We start from the raw sequence: 21,880 nt of genomic DNA on the forward strand, positions 1-21,880 counted from the left end.
CGGGTGAGTGCTCGTAGTATTGCTCGACGTGACCCATCCCGCCTCCGGTGCTGCGCTCGCTCGCGAGTTCGGCCTCAAGAAGGTCGGCGGCCGTCCTCCCCTGCTGCAGTATGCGAAGCAGATCTGGGAACGCCGCCATTTCGCCCTCAGCCTGGCTCGCGCCAAGGCCTACACCCAGAACCAGGGCGGTTATCTCGGGCAGGCCTGGGTGGTGCTCACCCCCGTGCTCTGGGCCGTGCTCTACTACATGGTCTTCGGCGTGCTGCTGAAGCGGGTCAGCGACGACATCGAGGACTACGCCACCTTCCTGGTGGTGGGGATCTTCACGATCCGCTACCTCTCCGGGACGCTGAGCCATGCGGCCACGTCGCTGGACAAGAGCAACAACCTCATCACGTCCCTGCAGTTCCCGCGGGCGTTGATCCCCATCTCCTCGGCCCTGTCCGACCTGTTCCAGTTCCTGCCCGCGGTGGTCGTGCTCTTCGCCGTGGCCCTTGCCAACGGCGAGCCGCTGCGCCTGCACCTGCTCCTGTTCCTGCCGGCACTGGTCCTGACCTTCCTGTTCGCCACCGGGGTCGCGTTCCTGGCAGCGCGGATGGTCGCGATGGTCGCGGACCTGGGGCAGCTGATCCCGTTCTTCAACCGGGCGCTGTTCTACACCTCCGGCGTGTTCTTCTCACTCGATCGCTACGGCGACGGCTGGGTGGGCGACGTGATGAAGCACCAGCCCTTCGCGATCTACCTCGAGCTGAACCGCTCGGCCCTGGTGGAGGAGATCCCCATCGATGTCGCCACCTGGGCGTGGGGGATCTTCTGGGCTCTGCTGACCCTCGGGGTCGGTTTCGTGTACTTCTGGCGGGCCGAAGCGCGGTACGGCCGTGGCTGACCTGGTCCCCGCGCTGGTGATGGACGACGCCAGCGTCACCTACCGCACCTTCGGCAGCAAGCGCTCGGTCGAGGGCAGTCGCACCCCCAAATGGATGTCGGGCCACATCGGCGCGGTGGACTACGTGCCCGCCGTACGCAACGTCTCCTTCGTGGCCCATCACGGCGAGTCCATCGGCCTCATCGGCCACAACGGGTCGGGCAAGAGCACCCTGATGCGCGCTATGGCCGGACTGGTCCCGCTCGCCGGCGGGTCGGTCTACACCGACGGCCGCGCCTCCCTGCTCGGGGTGGGCGGCGCCCTGATGAAGGACCTCACCGGCGAGCGCAACATCACGCTGGGCTGCCTGGCGCTCGGCCTGTCGCCGAAGCAGGTGGCTGAGCGGTTCGACTCCGTGGTCGAGTTCGCCGACATCGGCCCCAGCATCAGGCTGCCGATGCGCGCGCTGTCCTCGGGTCAGGCCGCACGACTGCGCTTCGCGATCTCGACCGCGGCCCAGCCGGAGATCCTGCTCATCGATGAGGCGCTGGCCACCGGCGACGCCAAGTTCCGCAAGAAGAGCAAGGAGCGCATCGACCTGATCCGTGACACCGCAGGCACCGTCGTCCTGGTCAGCCACTCGATGAGCACGATCCGCCAGACGTGCAGTCGTGGGCTGTGGATGCACCGCGGCCAGCTGCGCATGGACGGCCCCGTCGACGAAGTGGTCGACGCCTACGAGGAGTCCCTGGGCTGAACGGCCCCGGCGACGGGCCTCACGAAGCGACGAGCACGAGGGCGATGGAGGTCACCGCCGCCAGGCACTCCGGGAGCCGATCACCGGTGAAGACGGGTTCGAGCAGGACGTCGTCCCCGTCCACGGTCACCGTGACGTCACTGGGCACGTCGCAACCGACATTGACGACGGCGCCGACCAGGCGCTGACCCTGCGGTACGTCGATCTCGGCCACCCGGTGGCGCACCTGGTCGTCGAGGCCTCCGCGGCTCACCGGCCCGACCAGCTCCTCCACCCCGGCCGGCGTGCTCAGGTCGATCGCCAGGTCGGTGGTCTCCCCGCCCGCAGCGGTCTGGGACAGGATGTCGAGGACCACCGGCTCGGCTGCCTCCGAGGTGGCGGTCGTCGGGCCGGACGGCTCCTGGGCGACGTCGCCGCCGGGGGTGTCGGCTCCGCAACCCGTCGTCAGCAGCAGGCTTGCGGAGGCGAGGAGGATCCCGAGCGTGTGTCGCATGGTGATCAGACGATAGGCGCTCGCGACCGGTTCCGTGCCGGGACACGTCTCGATGGTTGATCGCAGCCACCAGGTGACTGCGATCAACCATCGTGAGCCGATCGGGTCAGATGACGATGCCGAGCAGCAGCACGAACACCAGCCCGGAGACCGAGAGGATCGTCTCCATCAGCGACCAGGTCTTCAGGGTCTGCCCGACCGAGAGCCCGAAGTACTCCTTCACCAGCCAGAAGCCCGCGTCGTTGACGTGGGAGAAGAACACCGAGCCGGACCCGACCGCCAGCACCACCAGCGAGGTCTCACCGGTGCTGAGCCCATCCATCAGCCCGATCATCAGCGAGGACGCCGTGATCGTGGCGACCGTGGCCGACCCGGTGGCCAGGCGGATCAGCACCGCGAGCACCCAGGCCAGCAGCAGCACGGAGATGTTGGCCGCCGAGGCCCAGTCGGCCAGCAGGGTGCCGATGCCGGTGTCGACGAGCACCTGCTTGAACCCTCCGCCGGCCGCGACGATCAGGAGGATGCCGGCGATGGCCGGCAGCGCCGACTCCACGCACTTCGAGATCTGCGGCACGCTCATCCCCGCTCCACGGCCCAGCGTGAACATGGCCACGATGACGGAGATCAGCAGCGCCACCAAAGGCGTGCCGAGGACGTCGAGGATCTGGCGCAGCAGCTGGGTCTCGTCCTCGATGAAGATGTCGGCCAACGCCTTGCCCAGCATGAGGGCAACCGGAAGCAGCACGCTGAAGATCGTGATCGCGAAGGAGGGCCGCTGCGGGTTCTTCTCGTCATCGTGCTGGTCACCGCGCTGGGCGGCGTCGAAGGTGGTCGGCGGCGGCACGTCGACCCACCGGGCGGCGTACTTCGCGAAGACCGGTCCGGAGACGATGACCGTCGGCACCGCGACGAGTACGCCGAGAGCCAGGGTCACTCCCAGGTCGGCGCCCAGGTAGTCGATGGCGGTCAACGGACCCGGGTGCGGGGGCACCAGCCCGTGCATGGCCGACAGGCCGGCCAAGGCCGGTATGCCCACGGCGATGAGCGAGACCTGGGCGCGACGGGCCACCAGGTAGATCACCGGCATCAGCAGCACCAGGCCGATCTCGAAGAACATCGGCAGGCCGATGATGGCGCCGACGGCAGCCATCGCCCAGGGCAGCGTGCGAACCGTGGCGTTGCCGACGATGGTGTCGACGATCTGGTCGGCGCCACCTGAGTCGGCCAGCAGCTTGGCGAACATCGCACCGAGGGCGATCAGGATGCCGACCCCGGACGCCGTGGTCCCGAAACCGGTCGTGAACGACGTCAGGACGTCGTTGACGTTCTCCCCCGCCACGATGCCGACGGTCAGGCCGCCGAAGATCAGGGCGAGGAACGGGTTGAGCTTGACGAAGGTGATCAGCGCGACGATCAGGGCGATGCCCCCGAGCGCGGCCACGACCAACTGCCAGCCGGAGGCGACGGGTTCGACGAGGTCGGTGCCCGCGAGCGGGAGGACGGCGGCGAAGGACAGGTCAGGCATCAGGACTCCTGGTTGAGGTGGTCGACGTAGGTCTGGACGATGGCGTCGATGTCCTGGTCGACATCGATCACGAGACCGGACTCGTCCGGGGCGAGCGGCTCGAGGGTGGCGAACTGGGAGGTCAACAACGACGCGGGCATGAAGTGTCCGGGGCGACTGGCCTGCCTGCGGGCGATCACCTCGCGACTGCCGTGCAGGTGCAGGAACGTCACGCCGGGCAGGTGCTGTCGCAACTGATCGCGGTAGCGACGCCTGAGGGCCGAGCAACTCATGACGCCGCCATCGGCGTGCTCGGCGAGCCACGCGCCGATCGCGTCCAGCCACGGGTGACGGTCATCGTCGTCGAGCGGCTGACCGGCGCTCATCTTCGCGATGTTGGCGCTCGGGTGGAAGTCGTCGGCGTCGGCGAACGGCACCCGGAGCCGCTGGGCGATGGCCGCCCCCACGGTCGACTTGCCCGAACCGGAAACGCCCATCACGACGAGCGCTGGTGGGTGGGTCATCTGCACCTCCGTGGTTGTGGCTGTCGTCACAGGATGCCCGCAATGATCAGATCATTGCAACCCTTCTGGCAGAATTAACCTGTTCTTTCTCTTCAAACCCACCTCATGAGAGGATGAATGAGTGACGACAACGGCATCGGGTGACCACCACGGCATCGTCCTGACCGCACTCGGCAGCCGCATCGCATCAGGGGACCTGGCCCCCGGACAGGTCCTCACGCTCGAGGACGTCGGCAGCACCTACGCGGTCTCGCGCAGCGTCGCCCGTGAGGCCATCCGGGTGCTGGAGTCGATGCGCCTGGTCACCTCCCGTCGCCGCGTCGGCATCACCGTGCTCCCCCGCGAGCGTTGGAACGTGTTCGACCCCCGGGTCATCCGCTGGCGGCTCGACGCCGGCGACCGCGCAGAGCAGCTGCTCTCCCTCTCCGAGCTGCGCCGAGGGTTCGAGCCGGTGGCGGCCGCCCTGGCCGCCGAGCGTGCCAACGCCCACCACTGCCGGATCCTTGCCGCCGCGGTGTCCGACATGGTCATGCACGGGCGCTCAGGTGATCTGGAGTCCTATCTGCTCGCCGACAAGGTCTTCCACCGCACGCTGCTGGAGGCCAGCGGCAACGAGATGTTCCGTGCCCTCGACGCCGTGGTCAGCGAGCTCCTGACCGGCCGCACCCACCACGGCATGATGCCCAGCCAACCGAAGCCGGAAGCGATCGCGCTGCACGACGAGGTGGCGCGCGCCGTACGTCTGCAGGACGCGCCCGCGGCCGAGAAGGCCATGCGCGCCATCATCGACGAGGCCGCCGACGCCGTGCGCTCCGAGCAGGATCAGCGCGCCGACCCGTAGCCGAGCACCGCGGCGAGTCCGAGGGCGCTGCGCGGGGCATACGCCGCGCGCCACAGCCCACCGTGGGCGGCCGCGAACGCCTCGTCCTGCCACGGCTCCTGATGCCGGGGTCCACCACCGGTCCGCAGGTCGTGGACGAGCAGCGCGGCCATCAGCACGTTGGCGGTCGCCGGCTCGAAGACCTCCACGCCGAAGCGGTGCGCGCCGGCGTACGCCGCTGCCAGCGCCCGGTTCTTGACCACCGAGCGGGTCCGCGTGGGGGGCGCGACGTTCATCGAGACGGTGACGCCAGCCTCGCGCGCGGCGATGGCGCGCCAACGTTGCAGTCGCTTGGCGAGGGCATAGTTGGGACCCTGCTGGGGAACCAGGCTGTCGATGACGCCGGGGTCGGAGCCGGGCACGTAGGCCGGCCGGAGCAGCCGCCCGGCACTCACCGCACGCAAGGGCCGGCTCACCAGCTTGGCGCCCCGAGAGCGGTTCTCGTAGGCCAGCACCGACTGAGCCACGGCCTCGCCCGGCACCGCGAAGACATCCGTCGGAGTGGCCAGGAAGGCAAGAGCGGTGTCGGGCCGCTGCTCGAGCAGACGGGTGGAGAGCTCATCGACGGCCACGGAGACCCGCACGTTGGCAGCGCCGTCGGCATAGACGTAGTTGCCCAGGACCAGCCGCGGCTCGAGCCCGGCCAACCAGGCCGCGACCGCCGGCACGTCGGTGGTGAGGTCCGCACCCAACCGCTGGGGATCAGGCTCCCCGGGGCCCAGCCCCGGCACGATCAGCGTGCCGGCCGACGACGTCTCCAACACCCGTTGCCACAGCGCCGGCCGCGGCAGGTCCAGCGCCACCACGCTGGCACCCCAGCGCAGCAGGGCGCGCAGCGGACCCATCTCGGCCCCGGCGCCGAGGACCACGACCGCGTCTGACTCGAGCCGGAGCCATGCGGGATTCTCGAGCACCGTGAGCACGGCCTCGCGCACGGTCGGCTCAACGACGCCCGCGAGAACCCAGGTGTCGAGGCGGCGGCGCAGTGCATCACCCCCGAGCCGCTCACCGTGGTAGGGCAAGGTGAGCTCGGTCTCGGGTGCTTCGCGACCTTCGATCGTCACGGTCGACAGTTCCAGACCGCCCCGCCACGAGGGCAGCGGCAGATCACCCTCAGATGTGACGACGCACATCCGGTCGTGGAGCGAGGCCAGGCCCGCCTCGGCGATCGCCACTGCCGCCGGCCGAGACCCGATGCCCGCCTCGAGGAGCCGTCGGTAGTGGGTGAGGTAGCCGGTTCGCCAGTTCGTCTCCTGCTCGGCGCTGCGCGCGCCGGCCGGATCCACCGACCGCAGCGCGTCGGCGGCAACCGCGCGCCCGAGGTGCGTCGTGCTCCGCCGGTCGGCGGAGGTGCGCGGGAAGTCGATGCCGAGCAGTGCGGAGTCGGTCATGTGAGCATCATGCCGGAGGTGGCCCGGACCTGCGCCTGGCCCGAAATGCGGATACGGAGGGCCACGTGTGCACGTGACCCTCCGTAACCGGGGGGATCTGGGTCCAGTGGGGGAAAAGTACCCAGGGGCATAAATGTGCCACGTAGAATGGTGGGGCGCCATGGCGGGCTTACGTCATGTCACAAACCCGCCAAAACGGACATTTCGCCACTCGCTGGGGGTCGTCATGCTCGAGGTCCTCGGACTCGACGAGCTCGAAGAGGGCGCCTACCGCCTGCTCGTGCAACGGACCTCGGGCTCCACGCCCGAGCTGGCCGGGCTGCTCGCCGTACCCTTGATCGTGGCGCAGCAGGCCCTGGACAGGCTGGAGCACAAGGGGCTGGTGGCACGCTCCCCCGACGACTCCCACCGCTACGTCGCCTCACCACCGGGCGTGGCGCTCGGCGCGCTGATGGTCCAGCGCCAGGAGGATCTGCGCCGGGCCGAGGTCGATCTCGCCGGGCTGGTCGGCCTCTATCGCACCTCGGTCGCCCACCGCGACATCGGCGACGTCGTCGACGTGGTCCGCGGCGCCGGAGCCGTCGCCACCCGGTTCGCCCAGCTGCAGCAGTCCGCCCGCCGCGACATCCAGGTGCTGGTGCGCGCCGAGGTGGCCGTCGTCTCGGCCGAGGACAATGACGACGACGAGTCCGTCGCCCAGGCGCGCGGCGTCCAGTACCAGGTCGTCCTGGAGCGACCGGCCTTCGAGCGCGACGGCTTCCTCGCGGCGGTCCAGGAGTCACTGGCCAACGGCACGCAGGTCCGGGTGGCGCCCACGGTGCCACTGCGCCTGCTCATCGTCGACCACGAGATCGCGTTGGTCCCCCTCTACTCCGCCGCCGAGCGCCAGCCGGCCGCGGGGGCCCTGTTGATCCACCCCAGTGGCCTGCTCGACGCGCTTCGCTGCGTGTTCGACTTCGTCTGGCAGAGCGCGGCCCCGATCACACTGACCCCCCAGGGAGTGCGCGAGGAGGGCGAGGACCAGCTCGACCAGCTCGACGCCCAGGTCCTGGCGCTGTTGCTGGCCGGCCTCACCGACCAGTCGATCGGCGGCCAGCTCGGTCTCTCCCTGCGCACCGTCCAGCGGCGCGTGCGGCACATGATGGACCTGGCCCGCGTCGACACCCGCCTCCAGCTCGGCTTCGAGGCGGGCCGACGCGGCTGGCTGTGAATCGCCGCGCGGGCACGCGTGACAACGCTGGACATCGGTCGGGTCTCGGGGCAAGGTGAGCCGGGCCATGGACCCCGAGACCCGGGGTCCGCGTCTCAACTGGGGAGTCACATGCGCAAGCTCATGGCGGTCATCGCCGCTGCCGGGGTCACGATCGGCCTCACCAGCACCACCTCGGGAGCACTGGAGACACCCTCTCCGGCCCCCGCGAACGCCTCGACCAGCACCACGGCGGCCTACGCGCCTCCGGCGCTGAACTGGCAGACCTGCACCGACCCGACCTTGGATGCCTACGGCGCCGAGTGTGCCCGGCTGGTCGTGCCGCTCGACTACGCCAAGCCGGCCGGCCCCAAGATCCGGCTCGCCGTGTCGCGGGTGCTGCACACCACCTCCGAGGCCGACTACCAGGGCGTCATGCTGGTCAACCCCGGCGGCCCGGGGGGCTCCGGCCTGATCATGTCGGTCTACCAGACGTTCGTCCCCAACGATGCGGGAGCGGCGTACGACTGGATCGGCTTCGACCCGCGCGGCGTCGGCTCCAGCGCACCCGCCATCGCCTGCGACGCGAAGTTCCTCGCCGGCGACCGGCCGCCCTACCGCCCCACCCGTCCGGCGATCATGAAGAAGTGGGTCGCCCGTTCGAAGGCCTACGCCCGCGACTGCGCCCAGGCTCCCCGCAGTGAGCTGTTGCGCCACGTCAAGACCCGCGACACCGTCAAGGACATGGAGAGCCTGCGCATCGCCCTGGGCCAGGAGCAGATCAACTTCTACGGCTTCTCCTACGGGACCTACCTGGGCTCGGTCTACGCCACCTTGCACCCCAACCGGGTCCGGCGCTTCGTCTTCGACGGCACGGTCAACCCCGACCGCGTGTTCTACAAGTCCAACCAGGACCAGGACCGCGCCTTCCAGAAGACGTTCAACGTCTACTTCGCCTGGCTGGCCAAGCACCGCGGCGCCTACCACGTGGGCAAGACCCGGGCCCAGGTGCGCCAGCGCTACCTGGCCGCCATCAAGCAGCTCGACCGCAAGGCGGCGCGCGGCGTGCTCGGCGGCGACGAGCTCACCGACGTGTTCACCTCGGCGGGCTACTACGTCTACGACTGGGACACCATCGCCGACGCGTGGTCGCGCTACGTGAACAAGGGCAAGGCCGATCACCTGGTCGCGATGTACCAGGACAGCGTCGACCTGACCCGCGGTGGCGACAACGGCTACGCGATGTACCTCGGCACCCAGTGCACCGACGCTGCCTGGCCGCGCAGCCAGGCCCGCCTGAACCGGGACAACTGGCGACTGGACCGGCGCCACGACTACATGACGTGGTCGAACGCCTGGTTCAACGGGCCGTGCGCCTACTGGAAGTACGGCCACGGCAAGCCGGTCGACGTCGACGGCTCGGCGGTCACCACCCCGATCCTGATGATCGGCGAGACCTTCGACGCCGCCACCCCGTTCAGCGGCAGCCTGCGAGTGCGTCACCTGTTCCCGACGGCGTCGCTGATCGAGGGCAAGAACGGGACGACGCACGCCGGCTCACTGTCGGGGATCGCCTGCACCGACAACGCGATCGCGCGCTACCTCACCGACGGCACCGTGCCGACCCGGCTCAGTGGGCGTCGCTCGGACAAGGTCTGCCGACCCGTTCCGCCGCCGGCGGCGACCGCGGGCGGCTCACGGGTGGCCACGGGTCAGCGCGCTGTCACCCTGTCCCGCCTGCGCGAGGCACTGGAGGCAGCTCAACTGCACCGTTGAGCTGACCTGGAGGGGGCGTTGCCGGACTATTCCGGGAACGCCTCCTCCTTGCCCATCACCGTCAACCCGTCGTGGATCTGCATCCCACGCGCCCGGTCGTGCTCCAGGTCGACACCGACCTGCGCCCCGGGCGGGATCACGACCCCCTTGTCCAAGATGGCGTTGCGCACCGTGGCGCCACGACCCACCACGACACCGTCGAGCAGCACCGAGTTGTTGACATCGGCACCGGTCTCCACCCGGACCGACGGCGAGAGCACCGAGCGGCTCACGTTGCCGCCGGTCACCACGACGCCCGGTGAGAGCACCGCGTCGTACGTCGTGGGTGCCTCGCCTCCGGAGCCGCGAACGAGCTTGGCCGGCGGATGCGGGCCGTAGGAGGTGTACATGGGCCAGGCGTAGTTGTAGAGGTTGAAGATCGGGAGCACCGAGACCAGGTCCATGTGGGCAGCGTGGTAGGAGCCCATGGTTCCCACGTCGCGCCAGTAGCCCCGGTCGCGGTCGGTGGAGCCGGGCACGACGTTGTCCTTGAAGTCGTAGACACCGGCCTTGCCCTGCCCCACGAAGGCGGGCACGATGTCGCCGCCCATGTCGTGCTTGGAGCCCTCGAGTGCCGCGTCCTTCGTGACGGCCTCCACCAGGGCGTCCGCGTCGAAGACGTAGTTGCCCATGGAGGCCAGGATCTCGTCGGGATTGTCCGGGAGTCCTGCTGGGTCAGTGGGCTTCTCGAGGAACTCGCGGATGCGGCTCGGGTCTTCGGGCTGGACATCGATGACCCCGAACTGGTCGGCCATCGCGATCGGCTGCCGGATGGCGGCCACGGTGCAGGCGGCCCCGGACTCGACGTGCTGGTTGACCATCTGGGAGAAGTCCATGCGATAGACGTGGTCGGCCCCGACCACCACCACGATGTCCGGCTTCTCGTCGCGGATCAGGTTGAGCGACTGGAAGATCGCGTCGGCGCTGCCGAGGTACCAGTGCTTGCCCACCCGCTGCTGCGCCGGCACCGGGGCGACGTAGTTGCCCAGCATGGTCGACATCCGCCAGGTGGTGGTGACGTGGCGGTCGAGGCTGTGGGACTTGTACTGCGTGAGCACGACCACCTTGAGGTAGCCGGAGTTCACGACGTTGGACAAGGCGAAGTCGATGAGCCGGTAGATCCCTCCGAACGGTACGGCGGGCTTCGCCCGGTCGGCGGTCAACGGCATCAGTCTCTTGCCCTCCCCGCCCGCGAGAACAATGGCCAGGACTCGTTTGCGCGTCGATGGGCTCACGCCACAGAGGCTAGCCCTGTCCGGCACACCGGGGACAGGGGTAGTTTCACCGCATGCGAGTTGACGTGCTCTCCAAGGAATATCCCCCGTCCATCTACGGCGGTGCCGGTGTGCACGTCGCCGAACTGGTCCGCGCGCTGCGGGCCCGAGAAGATCTGACCACGCACGTACACGCGTTCGGGGGCCCACGCGATGAGGCCCTCACCTCGTCGTACGCCGACCTGGCCGAACTGGCGTCGGCCAACGGCGCCATCCAGACCCTCGGTGTGGACCTGGCCATGGTCGGCGGCTGCGCCGGCACCGATCTGGTGCACTCCCACACCTGGTACGCCAATTTCGCCGGCCACCTGTCCTCGCTGCTCTACGACGTGCCCCATGTGATCAGCGCGCATTCGCTGGAGCCGTTGCGCCCCTGGAAGGCCGAGCAGTTGGGCGGCGGCTACGCGGTGTCGTCGTGGGTCGAGAAGACCTCCTACCTGTCGGCGTCGGCGGTGATCGCGGTGTCGGCGGCAATGCGCGAGGATGTCCTTGCCTCCTATCCCGACATCGACCCCGCCCGGGTGCACGTGGTGCACAACGGCATCGACACCGCTGACTGGGCTCCGGTCGTGGACCCCGATCGGGTGCGTGCCCAGGGAGTGGACCCGGACCGTCCCTCGGTGGTCTTCGTCGGACGGATCACCCGTCAGAAGGGTTTGCCCCTGTTCCTGCGGGCCGTGGCCCAGCTGCCGCCCGAGGTCCAGATCGTGCTGTGTGCCGGTGCCCCGGACACCCCCGAGATCGAGGCCGAGGTGGTCGCCCTGGTCGACGACCTGTCGACCACCCGCACGGGGGTGGTCTGGATCCGCGAGATGCTGCCGCGCGCCGACGTGGTCGCGCTGCTGTCGGCAGCCACCGCCTTCGTGTGTCCCTCGATCTACGAGCCGCTGGGCATCGTCAACCTCGAGGCGATGGCGTGCGAGACCGCGGTGGTGGCGACGGCCACCGGAGGCATCCCCGAGGTCGTGGTCGATGGTGTGACGGGTCGGCTGGTCCCGATCGAGCAGGCCACCGACGGCACCGGGACGCCGCTGAACCCCGAGCAGTACGTCGCCGACTTCGCCGCTGCCCTCATCGAGGTCGTCTCCGATCCGGAGAGAGCCGCCGAGATGGGTCGGTTGGGGCGGATCCGGGCGCAGGAGTCGTTCAGCTGGCCGGCGATCGCGGAGAAGACGCTGGAGGTCTACCGCTCCGTCCTGCGCTAGCCCAAGGTGTCGGTGGAGCCCAGTCGCCAGAGGGCAACCCCGTGCAGGTGCCGCTTCGTCGCGAGGTCCAGCCGGGCCGCGAACGAGCGCCGGTCCGACCACCACAGGACAGTGCCGTTGCTCAGGGTGGCGGTCCACTCCGCCGGTCCGGGTCGCCAGTGCGCGACGGCACCGTCGGCGGCCACGACCCGGCGCGCGCCGGCCACCGACAAGACCCGTCCGGTGCCGTGTCTGGGCCAGGTGTAGGCGTAGCCGGCGATCCCCAGGTCGAGCTTGGTGCGCGGCACCGCGGCGAGGAGCGGCACCAGGACGCGGCGCTGCCATCTCAGGCCGCCGATGGGACCGGGACCCGACCACGTGGGACCGTGGTTGTCGTAGGTCATCACCGCGACCACGTCGGCCGAGCGCCCGAGGGCGGCGAGCAGATAGCCACGATCACGGAACCCTGCCGACGTGGTGGAGGCCATCAGGTCGATCGACACCGTCCTGTCCGCCGGCATCCGAGTCTGGAGCTGGCGGACCAACCGCACGAGGCCGCGGCCGTCCTTGCGGGCCAGGGACTCCAGGTCGACGGTGATGCCGTCCCAGCCCTGGACCCGGGCCACGCGGGCCAGCCGGCCCGCGACCCGGTCCACGTTGGCCGGGTGGCGAAGCAACCGCGCGGCGGCGACCGGGTCGAAGTCACCGAGGAGATCGCTGTAGTTGCTGAGCAGGAGCTCGGCACGCAGGCCCTGGCGGTGTGCGTGGCGCAGCAGTCGTACGGCGTCGGCGGACGGCAGGTCGACCTGGCGTCCTCCGGCCCGGAGCAGGACGCCGTCGATGCCCACCTCGTCGAGACCGGCCGCATTGCGGTCGATCAGCCGGTTGGGTGCTCCACCGAGGAGATAGCCGGTGACCTCGGGCTCGGGGGCTGCGGCCACGGTGGGAGCGGCCGCCGCAAGGATCACGGCGGTGACGGTGACGAGAGCGGCGTACCGCAGGAGGGCCATGCCCCCACCCTGTCACCTGTGGACGGAAAGCGGCCCGGATCGAGGTGCCTGTGGAGAGCCGTTCGCGCCCGGTCCTGATGGCCAGCAGGGTCGAGGGCATGAACAGCGAAACCTTCCGACCGACCGTGCGCACCCAGCAGGATCTCGAGAGGACCTGGCGACACCTGATGGAGCCGCTCGGCTTCGGCCTCCACCAGGTCTGGGTGATGCTCATCGGGGCCGACGACCGACCGATCCCCCACCTGATCGAGATCCCCGATGCCCTCGAACCGCCGGGCGAGCACGAGGTTGCCGGGCTCGGCACCTTCCTGGCCGGGCTGCAACGCGATGTGCTCGGTCCCGGCGGCCGGATCGCCTTCCTCCGCTCCCGCCCGGGCAGCGACGACGTGCAGCCCGAGGACCGGCAGTGGGCCAGGGCGCTGCGCGCGGCCTGTCGCGCCGAGCAGGTCCCCTGCGACGTGGTGCACCTGGCCAACGACCAGATGCTGGTGCCACTCCCCTTCGATGAGGTGATCTGACTCAGCCGCAGACGTAGACCAGGTTTCCGCCGACCATCCGATACTTGGTCTTCGCCCAGGCATCGGTCGTGGAGCAGTCGTCGGCGCCGGCCTGCCCGTCGTCCACGTCGTTGCCGGGCCCGCCGCGCAGGATGTCGTTGGCACCGCCCCCGAAGAGCCGGTCGTCGCCGGTCCCCCCGTAGACCAGGTCCTTGCCACCACCGCCCAGCAGTCGGTCGTTGCCGGGACCACCGTTGAGGCAGTCGTTGCCGGTGCCGCCGTCGATGGTGTCGCGGCCCGGGCCACCGTCGATGGAGTCGTTGCCACCACCGCCGAAGATCCGGTCGTCGCCGCCACGCCCGAGGATGACGTCGTCGCCCGGTCCACCCTTGAGGACGTCGTTGCCCGAGGTGCCGATGATCGTCACCCCTGCAGTGGTGCATCCCGGGCTGACAGCACCGGCCGTCGTCGGGGCCAGTGCGAGGCTCGCGCCGGCGCAGAGCAGGAAGGATCCGGTCAGTGAGAGCTGCTTGATGTTCATGTTGTTTCTCCTTGTTATGCGGAGCGCCCGGACGGCGATCCCCCGTTGATGCCGCGGACCGCGCGGCGTGGACCACGGTGCCGTGGCGACGTCATTGCCACGTCAGTACGAGCCGGGACGGCGGCCACCTCGCGGTGGTCGCCGTCCCGGTCACTTCCCCGGTGCGCGAGCCTCACGGGATGACGACCTCCACGTTGGCGAAGGTGTCCACGCCGGCTCCGCCGTTGCCACGGTCGAACCCCGGTCCACCGTCGAGGTCGTCGGCGCCGGCGTTGCCCCACAGCCGGTCGCGGCCCGCGCCGCCACCGAGCAGGTCAGGACCGTTGCCGCCGGAGACCCGGTCGTCGCCGTCGTTGCCGGTCGCGGTGTCTGCACCGTCGCCGGTGTCGACGGTGTCGTCCCCGTCGTTGCCGAAGACCGCGTCGTTGCCATCACCGGCCAGGACGTTGTCGTCGCACGCCCCGCCGAGGACCAGGTCGTCGCCGTTGCCGGCCACGATCCGGTCGTTGCCGCCACCGCCTCGAATGATGTCGTTGCCGCCGAGGCCGAGGATGGTGTCGGCGCCGGCCGTGCCGTTCAGCACGTCGGGTCCCGGCGTGCCGACGATCAGCTGTCCAGGCGTGGTGCAGGCGGCGACGGCGGTCGCCGAGGGTACGCCGGTCAGGGCCATGCAGCCGGCGATGGCGCCGGCTCCGACGAGGGATGCGAGTGTCTTGGAAATGCTCATGTCTGCTCCTTGAGGTCTGTGCGTCGACTCGACGCACCGCCACCGACCTGGTGACCCCGCCAGGACACCAACGACGGCTCAGCGTGGCGTCAGCACGAGATCAGTGCGCCGAGCACCGAGGGCGGTGGTGGCGCCGCATCGATGTCACGCATGGCCGACGCCCAGCGCTCGAAGGCCCGGCGAGCCTCACCGTGGCGACCTGCCCTGACCAGCAGCGCGACCAGCGTGCGGTGGGTGACCTCGTCGTAGCCGTCGGCGTTCAGCAGCCGCACCAGGCAGGTGACCGCGTGGTCGATGTCCCCGCTGCGACCGCTCAGCGTGGCCGAGAGTCGCAGGCATCGCAGCCACACCGCGCGGAGTTCCTCGCGGGGGCCACGAGCCCACTCCTCGTAGGGCTCGTCCTCGAAGGCATCACCCCGGTAGGCCGTCACGAGGTCGGCCAGGACCGCGCGGGCAGCCGGTGCGTCACCCATGTCGGCCAGGACCGCTGCCCGTTCAGCATCGGCGACGAACCGTTCGAGGTCGACCCCGACCCGATCGAGGTCGACTCGAAGCCCCATGAGGTCGGCGACCACGTAGTGGTCCGGTGGCCAGCGCTTCACCGGGTCCAGCACTGCGCGCACCGCAGAGATCAGCACCGAGAGTCGATGACCGGTGCGTTCTGGATCGTCATCGGGCCACAGCAGCTCGCAGAGCTCGCCGCGGCTGATGGCCCTGCCGCGCCGGGCCACCAGGATCTTGAGCAGGGACCGGGCCTGCCGCGAACGCCAGGCCGGTACGGGCACCGGTTCCCCGTCGACGAGCACCTCGAAGGCGCCCAGCACTCGGATCCGCACGCCCACGGCGCTCAGCTCTGCTCGCGCCGCGCCGACCCGGTCCGCGGCCACCACGCCCCCTCCGCGCTCCCAGATGCCCCATGCCTCGTCGAGCGCGGTCGCAGCCGCAGCGTCGTCACCGAGCGCGCGCAACACCGCGCAGGCCTGTTCGAGCGCCTCGGCCAACGAGGCCTGCTGATGCTCGCTGCGCGCCAGCCCGATCGCCGAGAGCACGTCGGCGTGAGCCGTCTCGCGGTCCCCCTTGTTGAGGGAAAGGACGCTGCGCACGACCAGTGGCGTGACCCTGAACTCGGGCTCGGCGATGCGCAGCGCCTCGTCGACGAGCTCCTCGGGCGGAGCTCCGTCCCCTCCCAGGAGGGCGAGCCGGGCCAGCGCCGGCACCAGCACCTGTTGCTCGCCGGTGTCGCGGGCCAGCGTGACCACCTCGGCGTACGCCGCGCGGCTGCGGTCGTGGTGGCCGGCCTGGAACGCCAGCTCGGCCAGGCCGTGCAGGGCACCTGCAGTGCGCGAGAGGCCGCAGCGCCGCGACACCCCGAGGGATCGGCGGAACTGGGTATCGGCTTCCTCGAACCTGCCCAGACCGGTGAGTGCCTCGCCCAGGGTGTTGAGGGCCGAGACCAGGGCCCCGGGCGGACTCGCGCGGCGGGCTCCGGCGACGGCCTCGCGCGCCACGTCGACCGCGTGCTCGTGGTCGGCCTGGGTGAGGAGGCCGTCAGCCTGGTTGAGCAACGCCCGGGTCGCCAGCACCAGGTCACCGGCGCGCCGGGCGGCCTGGAGGGCGGCTGCCAGGTGGTTGTCGCGGCGCGCACCGGTGCTCGCGAGGGCGGAGGCCAGGTGGGCCGCGGCCAACAACCGGTCGTCGTCGAGGCCCTTGGCCGCCTCGAGCGCCGCGGCCGCCTCCAGGCTCGCCCGTGCCCCGTCGCCGAGCATGAAGTGGGCGCTGGCCAGGACCGCGAGGCGGCGCGGCTCCTCGACCTGGTCGATCGAGTCCGGCTCCTCGCACACCCGGATCGCCGCGGCGTACTCGGCTCGCGAGTAGTGCAAGGCTGCCACCCGCCAGGCGAGCGCGGCGTGGGGTCGCCCCGAGCCGATGATCCGCTCGTAGAGGCGCTCAGCCTGCGTGGTGTCGCCGATCATCCGGGTCGCGTCGGCCGTCACCAGGAGCAGACCCGGGTCGGTGTCGGAGCCCGGAAGGTCCGGCAGCATCCGCAGCAGGTCGTGGGCGAAGCCGGCTCCGAGCAGCTCTGGAGCTCTCTCGAGGACCAGGGCGGCGCAGCGCTCCACCTGGCCTGCGCGATGCAGGGCAGCGGCAGCCGGACCCCACTGACCCTGCTCGAGATACCAGTCAGTCGCGCTCAGCAGGGTCGCCACGTCGGGTGCACGGTCGACCCGCAGGACCGCGGCCAGCACGGGCACGACCCGCAGTCCGTCCGGCCCGGGCGCCACGACGCCGACCCGGAGCAGCTCGGCGAGCGCGGCGGCGGGGTCGCTGAGCTCGCCACCCACGCGCCGGGCCAGGTCCTCGGCGACCAGGTCGAGCTCGCCCAGGCGCAGCAGCAGCTCCGCAGCGCTCGCGGAGAGATGGGGCAGCACCTGTCCGTGCAGGAACGCAGCACCCCTCCCCCGGCTGTTGGCGAAGGCGGCCACGAGCGCGCCACGCTCACGCAGTCCGGCGGCGGCGTCGGCGCCCACCAGCGCGACGAGAGCCGGCCAGCCGGCGGTGACCTCCTGGACCGTGGTGGCGAGGTCAGGATCCGCACCGCCCAGGGCGTCGCGGAGCACCGACTCGACCCCATCGACGTCCAGCCTGAGCTCACCAGGCCCCACCTCGACGACGGGGCGGCCGACGAGCCCGGTCACCTGGGCGTCCACCGGGGCCCGACTGGCCAGGACCAGGCTGACCTCGCTCGGCAGCAGGGCCAGCCGTCGGGCGACGGCGAGCTGGTCGTCGGCGTCGAGCTGATGCAGGTCGTCGACCACGACGGTGTCCGGCCCGGCACCCAGCTCGAGCCACCTGGTCTTGCCGTGCCCGGCCGCCGCCAGGACCACCTGGAGCGAGCCCTGCTCGTTGCGTACTGCCACCGACATCACCTCGCCTGTTCAGGAGAGGTGCCCCGGCGGTCAGATACGAGGCTCAGGTAGCCAGGAGCACCGGCAGGACGCCGAGCGCGCGCCGACGCAGGTCCACCAAAGCCTCGGGCCGCTCGGCGAGGTGGGCCAGGACAGCCTTCTCGAAGACCCCGTCGAGCAGGGCGTAGGCAGTGGGCGAGTCGAAGCAGACCGGTCGTCCGGCGAGCTCGGAGTAGCGCGTGAGGACCCGCCAGATCATCGCCTCGAGCGTCTTGTCGATCTCCATCACGTCGTCGCGCAGCTCGACGTCGAACATGCTCTGGGTGCGCAGGTCGTACCACAGCCGGTGCATAGGGGCCTCGTCGGCGAGGGTCTCCACGAGCTTGTCGGCGAAGCGCTCGGCAAGCTCCTCAGCCGTGGTGGACAGCGCGACCACGTCGTCGTAACGGGTCACGCACTTGGCCTTGTAGTAGCGCACGCAGTGCACGATCAGCTCGATCTTGCTGGCGAAGTAGTAGTGCACGACGCCGTGGGTGAACTCGGAGTTCTGGGCGATCTCGCGCAGGCTCGTGCGGGCGTAGCCCAGCTCTCCCAGCGTGGCGAGAGCCGACTCTGCGAGCTGGGTCCGGCGCTCGTCGTACTTCTCCTCACGGCTGCGCACCGAGCGGCCCCGGGGCTTGCCCCTGGGTGGTGCGACAGGTGTGCTCGAAGCATTCACGCGCAGCAGTCTAGCCTCACCCGGGACAAATCTTGACAGTTGACAAGAGGAAGTCTTGACAGTCGTCAAGAGGACGGTCAGGGTGTGACCGTTGCCACAACCGATGTCAAAGGAGACCCGATGAGCGTGTTCGACCTGACCGGCCGCAAGGCCCTGGTGACCGGAGGGGCTCAGGGCCTCGGCGAAGGGATGGCCCAGGCGCTCGCCGCGGCCGGAGCCACCGTGATGATCGCCGACGTCCAGGAGGATGCGGGTCGGGCCGCTGCTGCCGGGCTGGGGGCGGGACACGGGTTCGTCCGCCTCGACGTCACCGACGACGACAACTGGGCCAGCGCCGTGGCCGACACGGTCGCGCAGCTCGGCGGGCTCGACATCCTGGTGAACAACGCGGGGGTGGAGATCACCAGCCTGATCACCGAGGTGGAGACGAAGGACGTCCGCACCATGCTCGACGTCAACCTGCTGGGCACCACCCTGGGCCTCAAGAACGGGCTGCGCGCCATGCGACCCGGCGGGATCGCCGGCCGGGGCGGCAGCATCATCAACATCGCCTCGGTGGCCGCGACCATCGCGTTCCCGGGGATCTCGGTCTACTCCGCCACCAAGTCCGGCGTCGAACGCCTCACCAAGGTGGCCGCCATGGAGGCCGGCAAGCTCGGCTACGGCGTCCGCGTCAACTGCATCTTCCCGGGCCTCGTGCCCACGGCCATGGGTGCCGGCCTGGCCAACGACGTCGCCGCCATCGGGCTCTTCGCCTCCCCCGAGGAAGCTGTCGGGGCGGTCATCGAACTGACCCCCTCGGGTCGCCTCGGCGAGGTCTCCGACATGGCTGACGCCGTGGTCTTCCTCGCCTCCGACGCCTCACGCTTCGTCACCGGCGCAGGTCTGCCGGTCGACGGCGGAATGGGGATGTGAGCATGACGACCAAACCTGTCGTCGTCTACGGCGCCTCCGGCTACACCGGGCGACTGATCTGCGAATACCTCCGGGAGTACAACGTCCCCTTCATCGCGGCCGGGCGGGACGGGGACAAGCTCAACGCCGCGATGTCCAGCAATGTCGCCGGCATCGAGACCGCCGACCACGAGGTGGTCGAGGTGACCCATGACCTGGCGTCCCTGACCGAGCTGTTCCGGGGCGCATCGGTGGTCTGCAACACCGTCGGCCCCTTCAGCAAGTGGGGGCCCGAGGTCGTGGAGGCCTGCCTCGCGGCCGGGGCGCACTACCTCGACACCACCGGTGAGCAGGACTGGCTGATCACCTGCGACGAGAAGTACGGCGCCGACTTCGAGGCCGCCGGGCTCCTGCTCGCCCCGAGCATCGCCCAGATGTACACGACCGGCGAGATCGCTGCCGAGGTGTGCCTCGAGACCCCCGGCCTCGACACCCTCGACATCGCCGTCTTCTGGGGCGGGAGTCCCACGATCGCCTCCACGCAGACGATCCTGTTCAACGCCGCCCTGTCCGGAGCCCACTACCTCGAGCAGAACCGCTACGTGCCGTTCGACCCAGAGGCCGGCCACTACCAGCTGGCCATCCCCGGCCAGCACGAGCTGGCTCTCGCCCTGCCGTGGGGCGGCACCTCGCACCCGGTGTGGTACGCCCGCGATCCGCGGGTGGCCAACGTCAAGGCCCTGGGCGGGGTGTTCAACAAGGCGCTCATGCTCGGCGTACCGCAGATCGTCGCGGCGGCCATCGAGGCCACGGCCGGCATGGAGGCTGACGAGAAGTACGCCGCACTCGCGGCCACGGCCGCCCAGGTGATGAACGTGATGCCGCCTCGGGAGAACCCCCGGGTCAACCGGTCCATGGACTCCGTCTACGCCTCCGGGCCGCTGGGTCGAGCGCACTGCGTGATCCACGGCAACCAGAACTACAAGCAGACCGGGCTGCTGCAGGCCTACGCCGCCTACTCCCTGCTCCAGCAACCGCCGCGCCGAGCGGGGTTCGCGTCGGGGTGTCAGGCTTTCGGCCACCGCGAGCTGCTCGGAGTGCTGCGCAGCTTCGGTTTGGTGATGGAACCGCACCTGACCGTCAGCGCATGAGGCTGGTCGACTACCTCGACAAGGGCGTCTCACTCGGCCCGGACCGGCCCTGCCTGACCACCGACGGCGTCTCCCTCAGCTACGCGGAGGTCCAGGCCCTGGCCGGGCAGGTGGCCGGCTCCCTGGCCGCCTCGGGCGTGCGGCCCGGCGACAAGGTCGCCATCCTGTCGGCCAACGACCCGGTGGCGTTCAGCTGCGTCTTCGGGATCAGCAGGGCTGCCGCGGTCTGGTGCCCGATCAACCCACGCAACGAGGCGGCTGAGAACCGCGAGCTGCTCCACCTCTTCGACTGCGTGGCACTGATCTTCCAGGCCGCCTTCGCGCCCCTCGTGGACTCGATCCGCGACCAGTTGCCACAGGTCCACACGCTGGTCTGCCTCGACGCCCAGGTCGAGTGGGCACTGTCGTGGGAGGAGTTCCTGGGCCGGGGCGGAGCCGACTGGGAGATCCCCCCGGTGGACGACGTGGCGATGATCGTGGGCACCGGCGGCACCACGGGCACTCCCAAGGGCGTCATGCTGACCCGGCGCAACCTGGAGACGATGACGTCGCTCACGCTGATGGGCTACCCGTTCGAGGGCCGCCCGACCTACCTGGCCCTGGCTCCCCTCACCCATGCCGCGGGGGTTCTCTGCTTCCCGGTGCTGGCCCTGGGGGGCGAGGTCCTGATCATGCGGGCGCCGGACGTGGGCGGCTTCCTCGAACTGGTCGAGCGACACCGGGTGACCCACACGTTCCTGCCGCCCACGCTCATCTACATGGTGCTGGGCCACCCCGCCCTGGACGCCACTGACCTGTCCTCCCTGCAGTGCTTCTGGTACGGCGCCGCACCGATGTCGGCGACCCGCCTGGAGGAGGCACTGGTGCGCATCGGACCGGTGATGGCCCAGTTGTTCGGACAGACCGAGGCACCCATGATGATCTCGATGATGCCGCCGTCCGCGCACTTCCGTGCCGACGGCAGCATCCACCGCCACCGGCTCTCCTCAGCCGGGCGCCCCGCTCCCCTGGTCACCGTCGCGATCCTTGACTCCGACGGTGGCCAGGCCCCCACCGGCCAGCGCGGTGAGATCGCCATCCGCAGCTCGTTGGTGATGGCCGGCTACTACAAGGACCCCGAGGCCACTGCTGAGGCGTCCGCGCACGGTTGGCACCACACCGGCGACATCGGCTACCTCGACGAGGAGGGCTACCTGTTCATCGTCGACCGGGCCAAGGACATGATCATCACCGGTGGGTTCAACGTCTACTCCACCGAGGTCGAGCAGGCCCTCATGCAGCACCCCGACGTCCAGGACTGTGCGGTGATCGGCCTGCCGGACGAGAAGTGGGGTGAGCGCGTGGTGGCGGTCCTCCAGCCGCAGGCCGGCCGGAGGGTCGACGCGGCCACGCTCACAGAGTTCGTCAAGGCCCGGATCGGCAGCGTCAAGACGCCGAAGCAGATCGAGATCTGGCCCGACCTGCCGCGCTCCAAGGTCGGGAAGGTGCTCAAGACCGAGATCAAGAGCCAGCTCCGCGGAGCCTAGGAGAGCCCGCAGGGTCTCGGCGTTGGGGCCCGAT

20 protein-coding genes are annotated in these 21,880 nt (G+C 70.1%); 10 read left to right on the top strand and 10 right to left on the bottom strand.

Annotated elements, in window-relative coordinates; translation table 11 throughout:
- The first annotated feature begins 28 nt into the window (after positions 1 to 28).
- Positions 29 to 886, top strand: coding sequence for an ABC transporter permease (locus tag AB7I40_RS02800; protein WP_428343521.1), 858 nt, complete (start codon positions 29 to 31; stop codon positions 884 to 886).
- Positions 879 to 1,622 (top strand): ABC transporter ATP-binding protein, encoded by a 744-nt coding sequence (locus AB7I40_RS02805; RefSeq protein ID WP_428343522.1) that lies wholly within the window; start codon positions 879 to 881, stop codon positions 1,620 to 1,622. The genes AB7I40_RS02800 and AB7I40_RS02805 overlap by 8 nt, the downstream gene beginning before the upstream one ends.
- A 19-nt stretch (positions 1,623 to 1,641) precedes the next feature.
- Here AB7I40_RS02805 and AB7I40_RS02810 read toward each other — a convergent pair whose 3' ends face one another.
- The 3 genes from AB7I40_RS02810 to AB7I40_RS02820 all read right to left on the bottom strand — a co-directional run bounded on the left by AB7I40_RS02810 (position 1,642) and on the right by AB7I40_RS02820 (position 4,143).
- A complete protein-coding gene (locus AB7I40_RS02810; RefSeq protein ID WP_428343523.1) occupies positions 1,642 to 2,115 on the bottom strand; it encodes a hypothetical protein in 474 nt (157 codons plus the stop codon).
- Between the two features lie 106 nt (positions 2,116 to 2,221).
- Entirely contained in the window at positions 2,222 to 3,640 is a 1,419-nt protein-coding gene (locus tag AB7I40_RS02815) for a GntP family permease (protein ID WP_428343524.1), read from the bottom strand.
- Entirely contained in the window at positions 3,640 to 4,143 is a 504-nt protein-coding gene (locus AB7I40_RS02820) for a gluconokinase (RefSeq protein ID WP_428343525.1), read from the bottom strand. Before AB7I40_RS02820 ends, AB7I40_RS02815 begins: the two co-directional genes overlap by 1 nt.
- Before the next feature lie 121 nt (positions 4,144 to 4,264).
- Between AB7I40_RS02820 and AB7I40_RS02825 the strand changes: the two genes are divergently transcribed.
- On the top strand, positions 4,265 to 4,984 hold the full coding sequence (locus tag AB7I40_RS02825) for a FadR/GntR family transcriptional regulator (protein WP_428343526.1): 720 nt from the start codon (positions 4,265 to 4,267) through the stop codon (positions 4,982 to 4,984).
- On the opposite strand, the gene AB7I40_RS02830 is transcribed toward AB7I40_RS02825, so the two are convergent.
- Complete coding sequence (locus AB7I40_RS02830) at positions 4,966 to 6,414, bottom strand: hypothetical protein (RefSeq protein ID WP_428343527.1); 1,449 nt, start codon at positions 6,412 to 6,414, stop codon at positions 4,966 to 4,968. The genes AB7I40_RS02825 and AB7I40_RS02830 overlap by 19 nt on opposite strands.
- A gap of 226 nt (positions 6,415 to 6,640) precedes the next feature.
- Here AB7I40_RS02830 and AB7I40_RS02835 point away from each other — a divergent pair, with 226 nt between their 5' ends.
- Complete coding sequence (locus AB7I40_RS02835; protein WP_428343528.1) at positions 6,641 to 7,624, top strand: helix-turn-helix domain-containing protein; 984 nt, start codon at positions 6,641 to 6,643, stop codon at positions 7,622 to 7,624.
- Positions 7,625 to 7,735: 111 nt separating this feature from the next.
- Positions 7,736 to 9,379 carry an alpha/beta hydrolase gene (locus AB7I40_RS02840; protein WP_428343529.1) on the top strand — a complete coding sequence of 548 codons (1,644 nt, stop codon included), beginning with the start codon at positions 7,736 to 7,738 and terminating at the stop codon, positions 9,377 to 9,379.
- A 26-nt stretch (positions 9,380 to 9,405) separates the two neighbouring features.
- Here AB7I40_RS02840 and glgC read toward each other — a convergent pair whose 3' ends face one another.
- Positions 9,406 to 10,653 (bottom strand): glucose-1-phosphate adenylyltransferase, encoded by a 1,248-nt coding sequence (gene glgC / locus AB7I40_RS02845; protein WP_428343530.1) that lies wholly within the window; start codon positions 10,651 to 10,653, stop codon positions 9,406 to 9,408.
- A 53-nt stretch (positions 10,654 to 10,706) separates the two neighbouring features.
- Between glgC and glgA the strand changes: the two genes are divergently transcribed.
- Positions 10,707 to 11,897: a glycogen synthase gene (gene glgA / locus AB7I40_RS02850; RefSeq protein WP_428343531.1), complete on the top strand. Its 1,191-nt coding sequence runs from the start codon at positions 10,707 to 10,709 to the stop codon at positions 11,895 to 11,897.
- Here the strand turns inward: glgA and AB7I40_RS02855 are convergent.
- A complete protein-coding gene (locus AB7I40_RS02855; protein ID WP_428343532.1) occupies positions 11,894 to 12,886 on the bottom strand; it encodes a glycosyl hydrolase family 18 protein in 993 nt (330 codons plus the stop codon). The two genes, glgA and AB7I40_RS02855, sit on opposite strands and share 4 nt — an antisense overlap.
- Before the next feature lie 98 nt (positions 12,887 to 12,984).
- On the opposite strand from AB7I40_RS02855, the gene AB7I40_RS02860 reads away from it, so the two are divergent.
- Positions 12,985 to 13,404: a hypothetical protein gene (locus AB7I40_RS02860; RefSeq protein WP_428343533.1), complete on the top strand. Its 420-nt coding sequence runs from the start codon at positions 12,985 to 12,987 to the stop codon at positions 13,402 to 13,404.
- Between the two features lies 1 nt (position 13,405).
- On the opposite strand, the gene AB7I40_RS02865 is transcribed toward AB7I40_RS02860, so the two are convergent.
- The 4 genes from AB7I40_RS02865 to AB7I40_RS02880 all read right to left on the bottom strand — a co-directional run bounded on the left by AB7I40_RS02865 (position 13,406) and on the right by AB7I40_RS02880 (position 18,275).
- Positions 13,406 to 13,924: a calcium-binding protein gene (locus AB7I40_RS02865; protein ID WP_428343534.1), complete on the bottom strand. Its 519-nt coding sequence runs from the start codon at positions 13,922 to 13,924 to the stop codon at positions 13,406 to 13,408.
- Positions 13,925 to 14,096: 172 nt separating this feature from the next.
- Positions 14,097 to 14,651 carry a calcium-binding protein gene (locus AB7I40_RS02870; RefSeq protein ID WP_428343535.1) on the bottom strand — a complete coding sequence of 185 codons (555 nt, stop codon included), beginning with the start codon at positions 14,649 to 14,651 and terminating at the stop codon, positions 14,097 to 14,099.
- Between the two features lie 89 nt (positions 14,652 to 14,740).
- Complete coding sequence (locus tag AB7I40_RS02875) at positions 14,741 to 17,569, bottom strand: BTAD domain-containing putative transcriptional regulator (protein ID WP_428343536.1); 2,829 nt, start codon at positions 17,567 to 17,569, stop codon at positions 14,741 to 14,743.
- A 52-nt stretch (positions 17,570 to 17,621) separates the two neighbouring features.
- Positions 17,622 to 18,275, bottom strand: a complete 654-nt coding sequence (locus AB7I40_RS02880) for a TetR/AcrR family transcriptional regulator (RefSeq protein WP_428343537.1) — start codon at positions 18,273 to 18,275, stop codon at positions 17,622 to 17,624.
- A 120-nt stretch (positions 18,276 to 18,395) separates the two neighbouring features.
- Between AB7I40_RS02880 and AB7I40_RS02885 the strand changes: the two genes are divergently transcribed.
- The 3 genes from AB7I40_RS02885 to AB7I40_RS02895 are packed head-to-tail and all read left to right on the top strand — an operon-like array spanning position 18,396 to position 21,846.
- Complete coding sequence (locus AB7I40_RS02885; RefSeq protein ID WP_428343538.1) at positions 18,396 to 19,190, top strand: SDR family NAD(P)-dependent oxidoreductase; 795 nt, start codon at positions 18,396 to 18,398, stop codon at positions 19,188 to 19,190.
- Positions 19,191 to 19,192: 2 nt separating this feature from the next.
- Positions 19,193 to 20,320, top strand: coding sequence for a DUF5938 domain-containing protein (locus AB7I40_RS02890; RefSeq protein WP_428343539.1), 1,128 nt, complete (start codon positions 19,193 to 19,195; stop codon positions 20,318 to 20,320).
- Positions 20,317 to 21,846 (top strand): acyl-CoA synthetase, encoded by a 1,530-nt coding sequence (locus AB7I40_RS02895; RefSeq protein WP_428343540.1) that lies wholly within the window; start codon positions 20,317 to 20,319, stop codon positions 21,844 to 21,846. The genes AB7I40_RS02890 and AB7I40_RS02895 overlap by 4 nt, the downstream gene beginning before the upstream one ends.
- Positions 21,847 to 21,880: the final 34 nt, after the last annotated feature.

Origin of the sequence: Nocardioides sp. (assembly GCF_050246775.1) — a bacterium.
GTDB lineage: Bacteria > Actinomycetota > Actinomycetes > Propionibacteriales > Nocardioidaceae > Nocardioides.

Excerpts from the sequence above, each read along its gene's own strand:
- AB7I40_RS02840 (WP_428343529.1), top strand. The coding sequence starts at position 7,736 with ATGCGCAAGCTCATGGCGGTCATCGCCGCTGCCGGGGTCACGATCGGC.
- AB7I40_RS02865 (WP_428343534.1), bottom strand. The coding sequence starts at position 13,924 with ATGAACATCAAGCAGCTCTCACTGACCGGATCCTTCCTGCTCTGCGCC.
- AB7I40_RS02890 (WP_428343539.1), top strand. The coding sequence starts at position 19,193 with ATGACGACCAAACCTGTCGTCGTCTACGGCGCCTCCGGCTACACCGGG.
- AB7I40_RS02815 (WP_428343524.1), bottom strand. The coding sequence starts at position 3,640 with ATGCCTGACCTGTCCTTCGCCGCCGTCCTCCCGCTCGCGGGCACCGAC.
- AB7I40_RS02870 (WP_428343535.1), bottom strand. The coding sequence starts at position 14,651 with ATGAGCATTTCCAAGACACTCGCATCCCTCGTCGGAGCCGGCGCCATC.
- AB7I40_RS02830 (WP_428343527.1), bottom strand. The coding sequence starts at position 6,414 with ATGACCGACTCCGCACTGCTCGGCATCGACTTCCCGCGCACCTCCGCC.
- AB7I40_RS02885 (WP_428343538.1), top strand. The coding sequence starts at position 18,396 with ATGAGCGTGTTCGACCTGACCGGCCGCAAGGCCCTGGTGACCGGAGGG.
- AB7I40_RS02810 (WP_428343523.1), bottom strand. The coding sequence starts at position 2,115 with ATGCGACACACGCTCGGGATCCTCCTCGCCTCCGCAAGCCTGCTGCTG.
- AB7I40_RS02855 (WP_428343532.1), bottom strand. The coding sequence starts at position 12,886 with ATGGCCCTCCTGCGGTACGCCGCTCTCGTCACCGTCACCGCCGTGATC.
- glgA (WP_428343531.1), top strand. The coding sequence starts at position 10,707 with ATGCGAGTTGACGTGCTCTCCAAGGAATATCCCCCGTCCATCTACGGC.
- AB7I40_RS02895 (WP_428343540.1), top strand. The coding sequence starts at position 20,317 with ATGAGGCTGGTCGACTACCTCGACAAGGGCGTCTCACTCGGCCCGGAC.
- AB7I40_RS02820 (WP_428343525.1), bottom strand. The coding sequence starts at position 4,143 with ATGACCCACCCACCAGCGCTCGTCGTGATGGGCGTTTCCGGTTCGGGC.
- AB7I40_RS02860 (WP_428343533.1), top strand. The coding sequence starts at position 12,985 with ATGAACAGCGAAACCTTCCGACCGACCGTGCGCACCCAGCAGGATCTC.
- AB7I40_RS02835 (WP_428343528.1), top strand. The coding sequence starts at position 6,641 with ATGCTCGAGGTCCTCGGACTCGACGAGCTCGAAGAGGGCGCCTACCGC.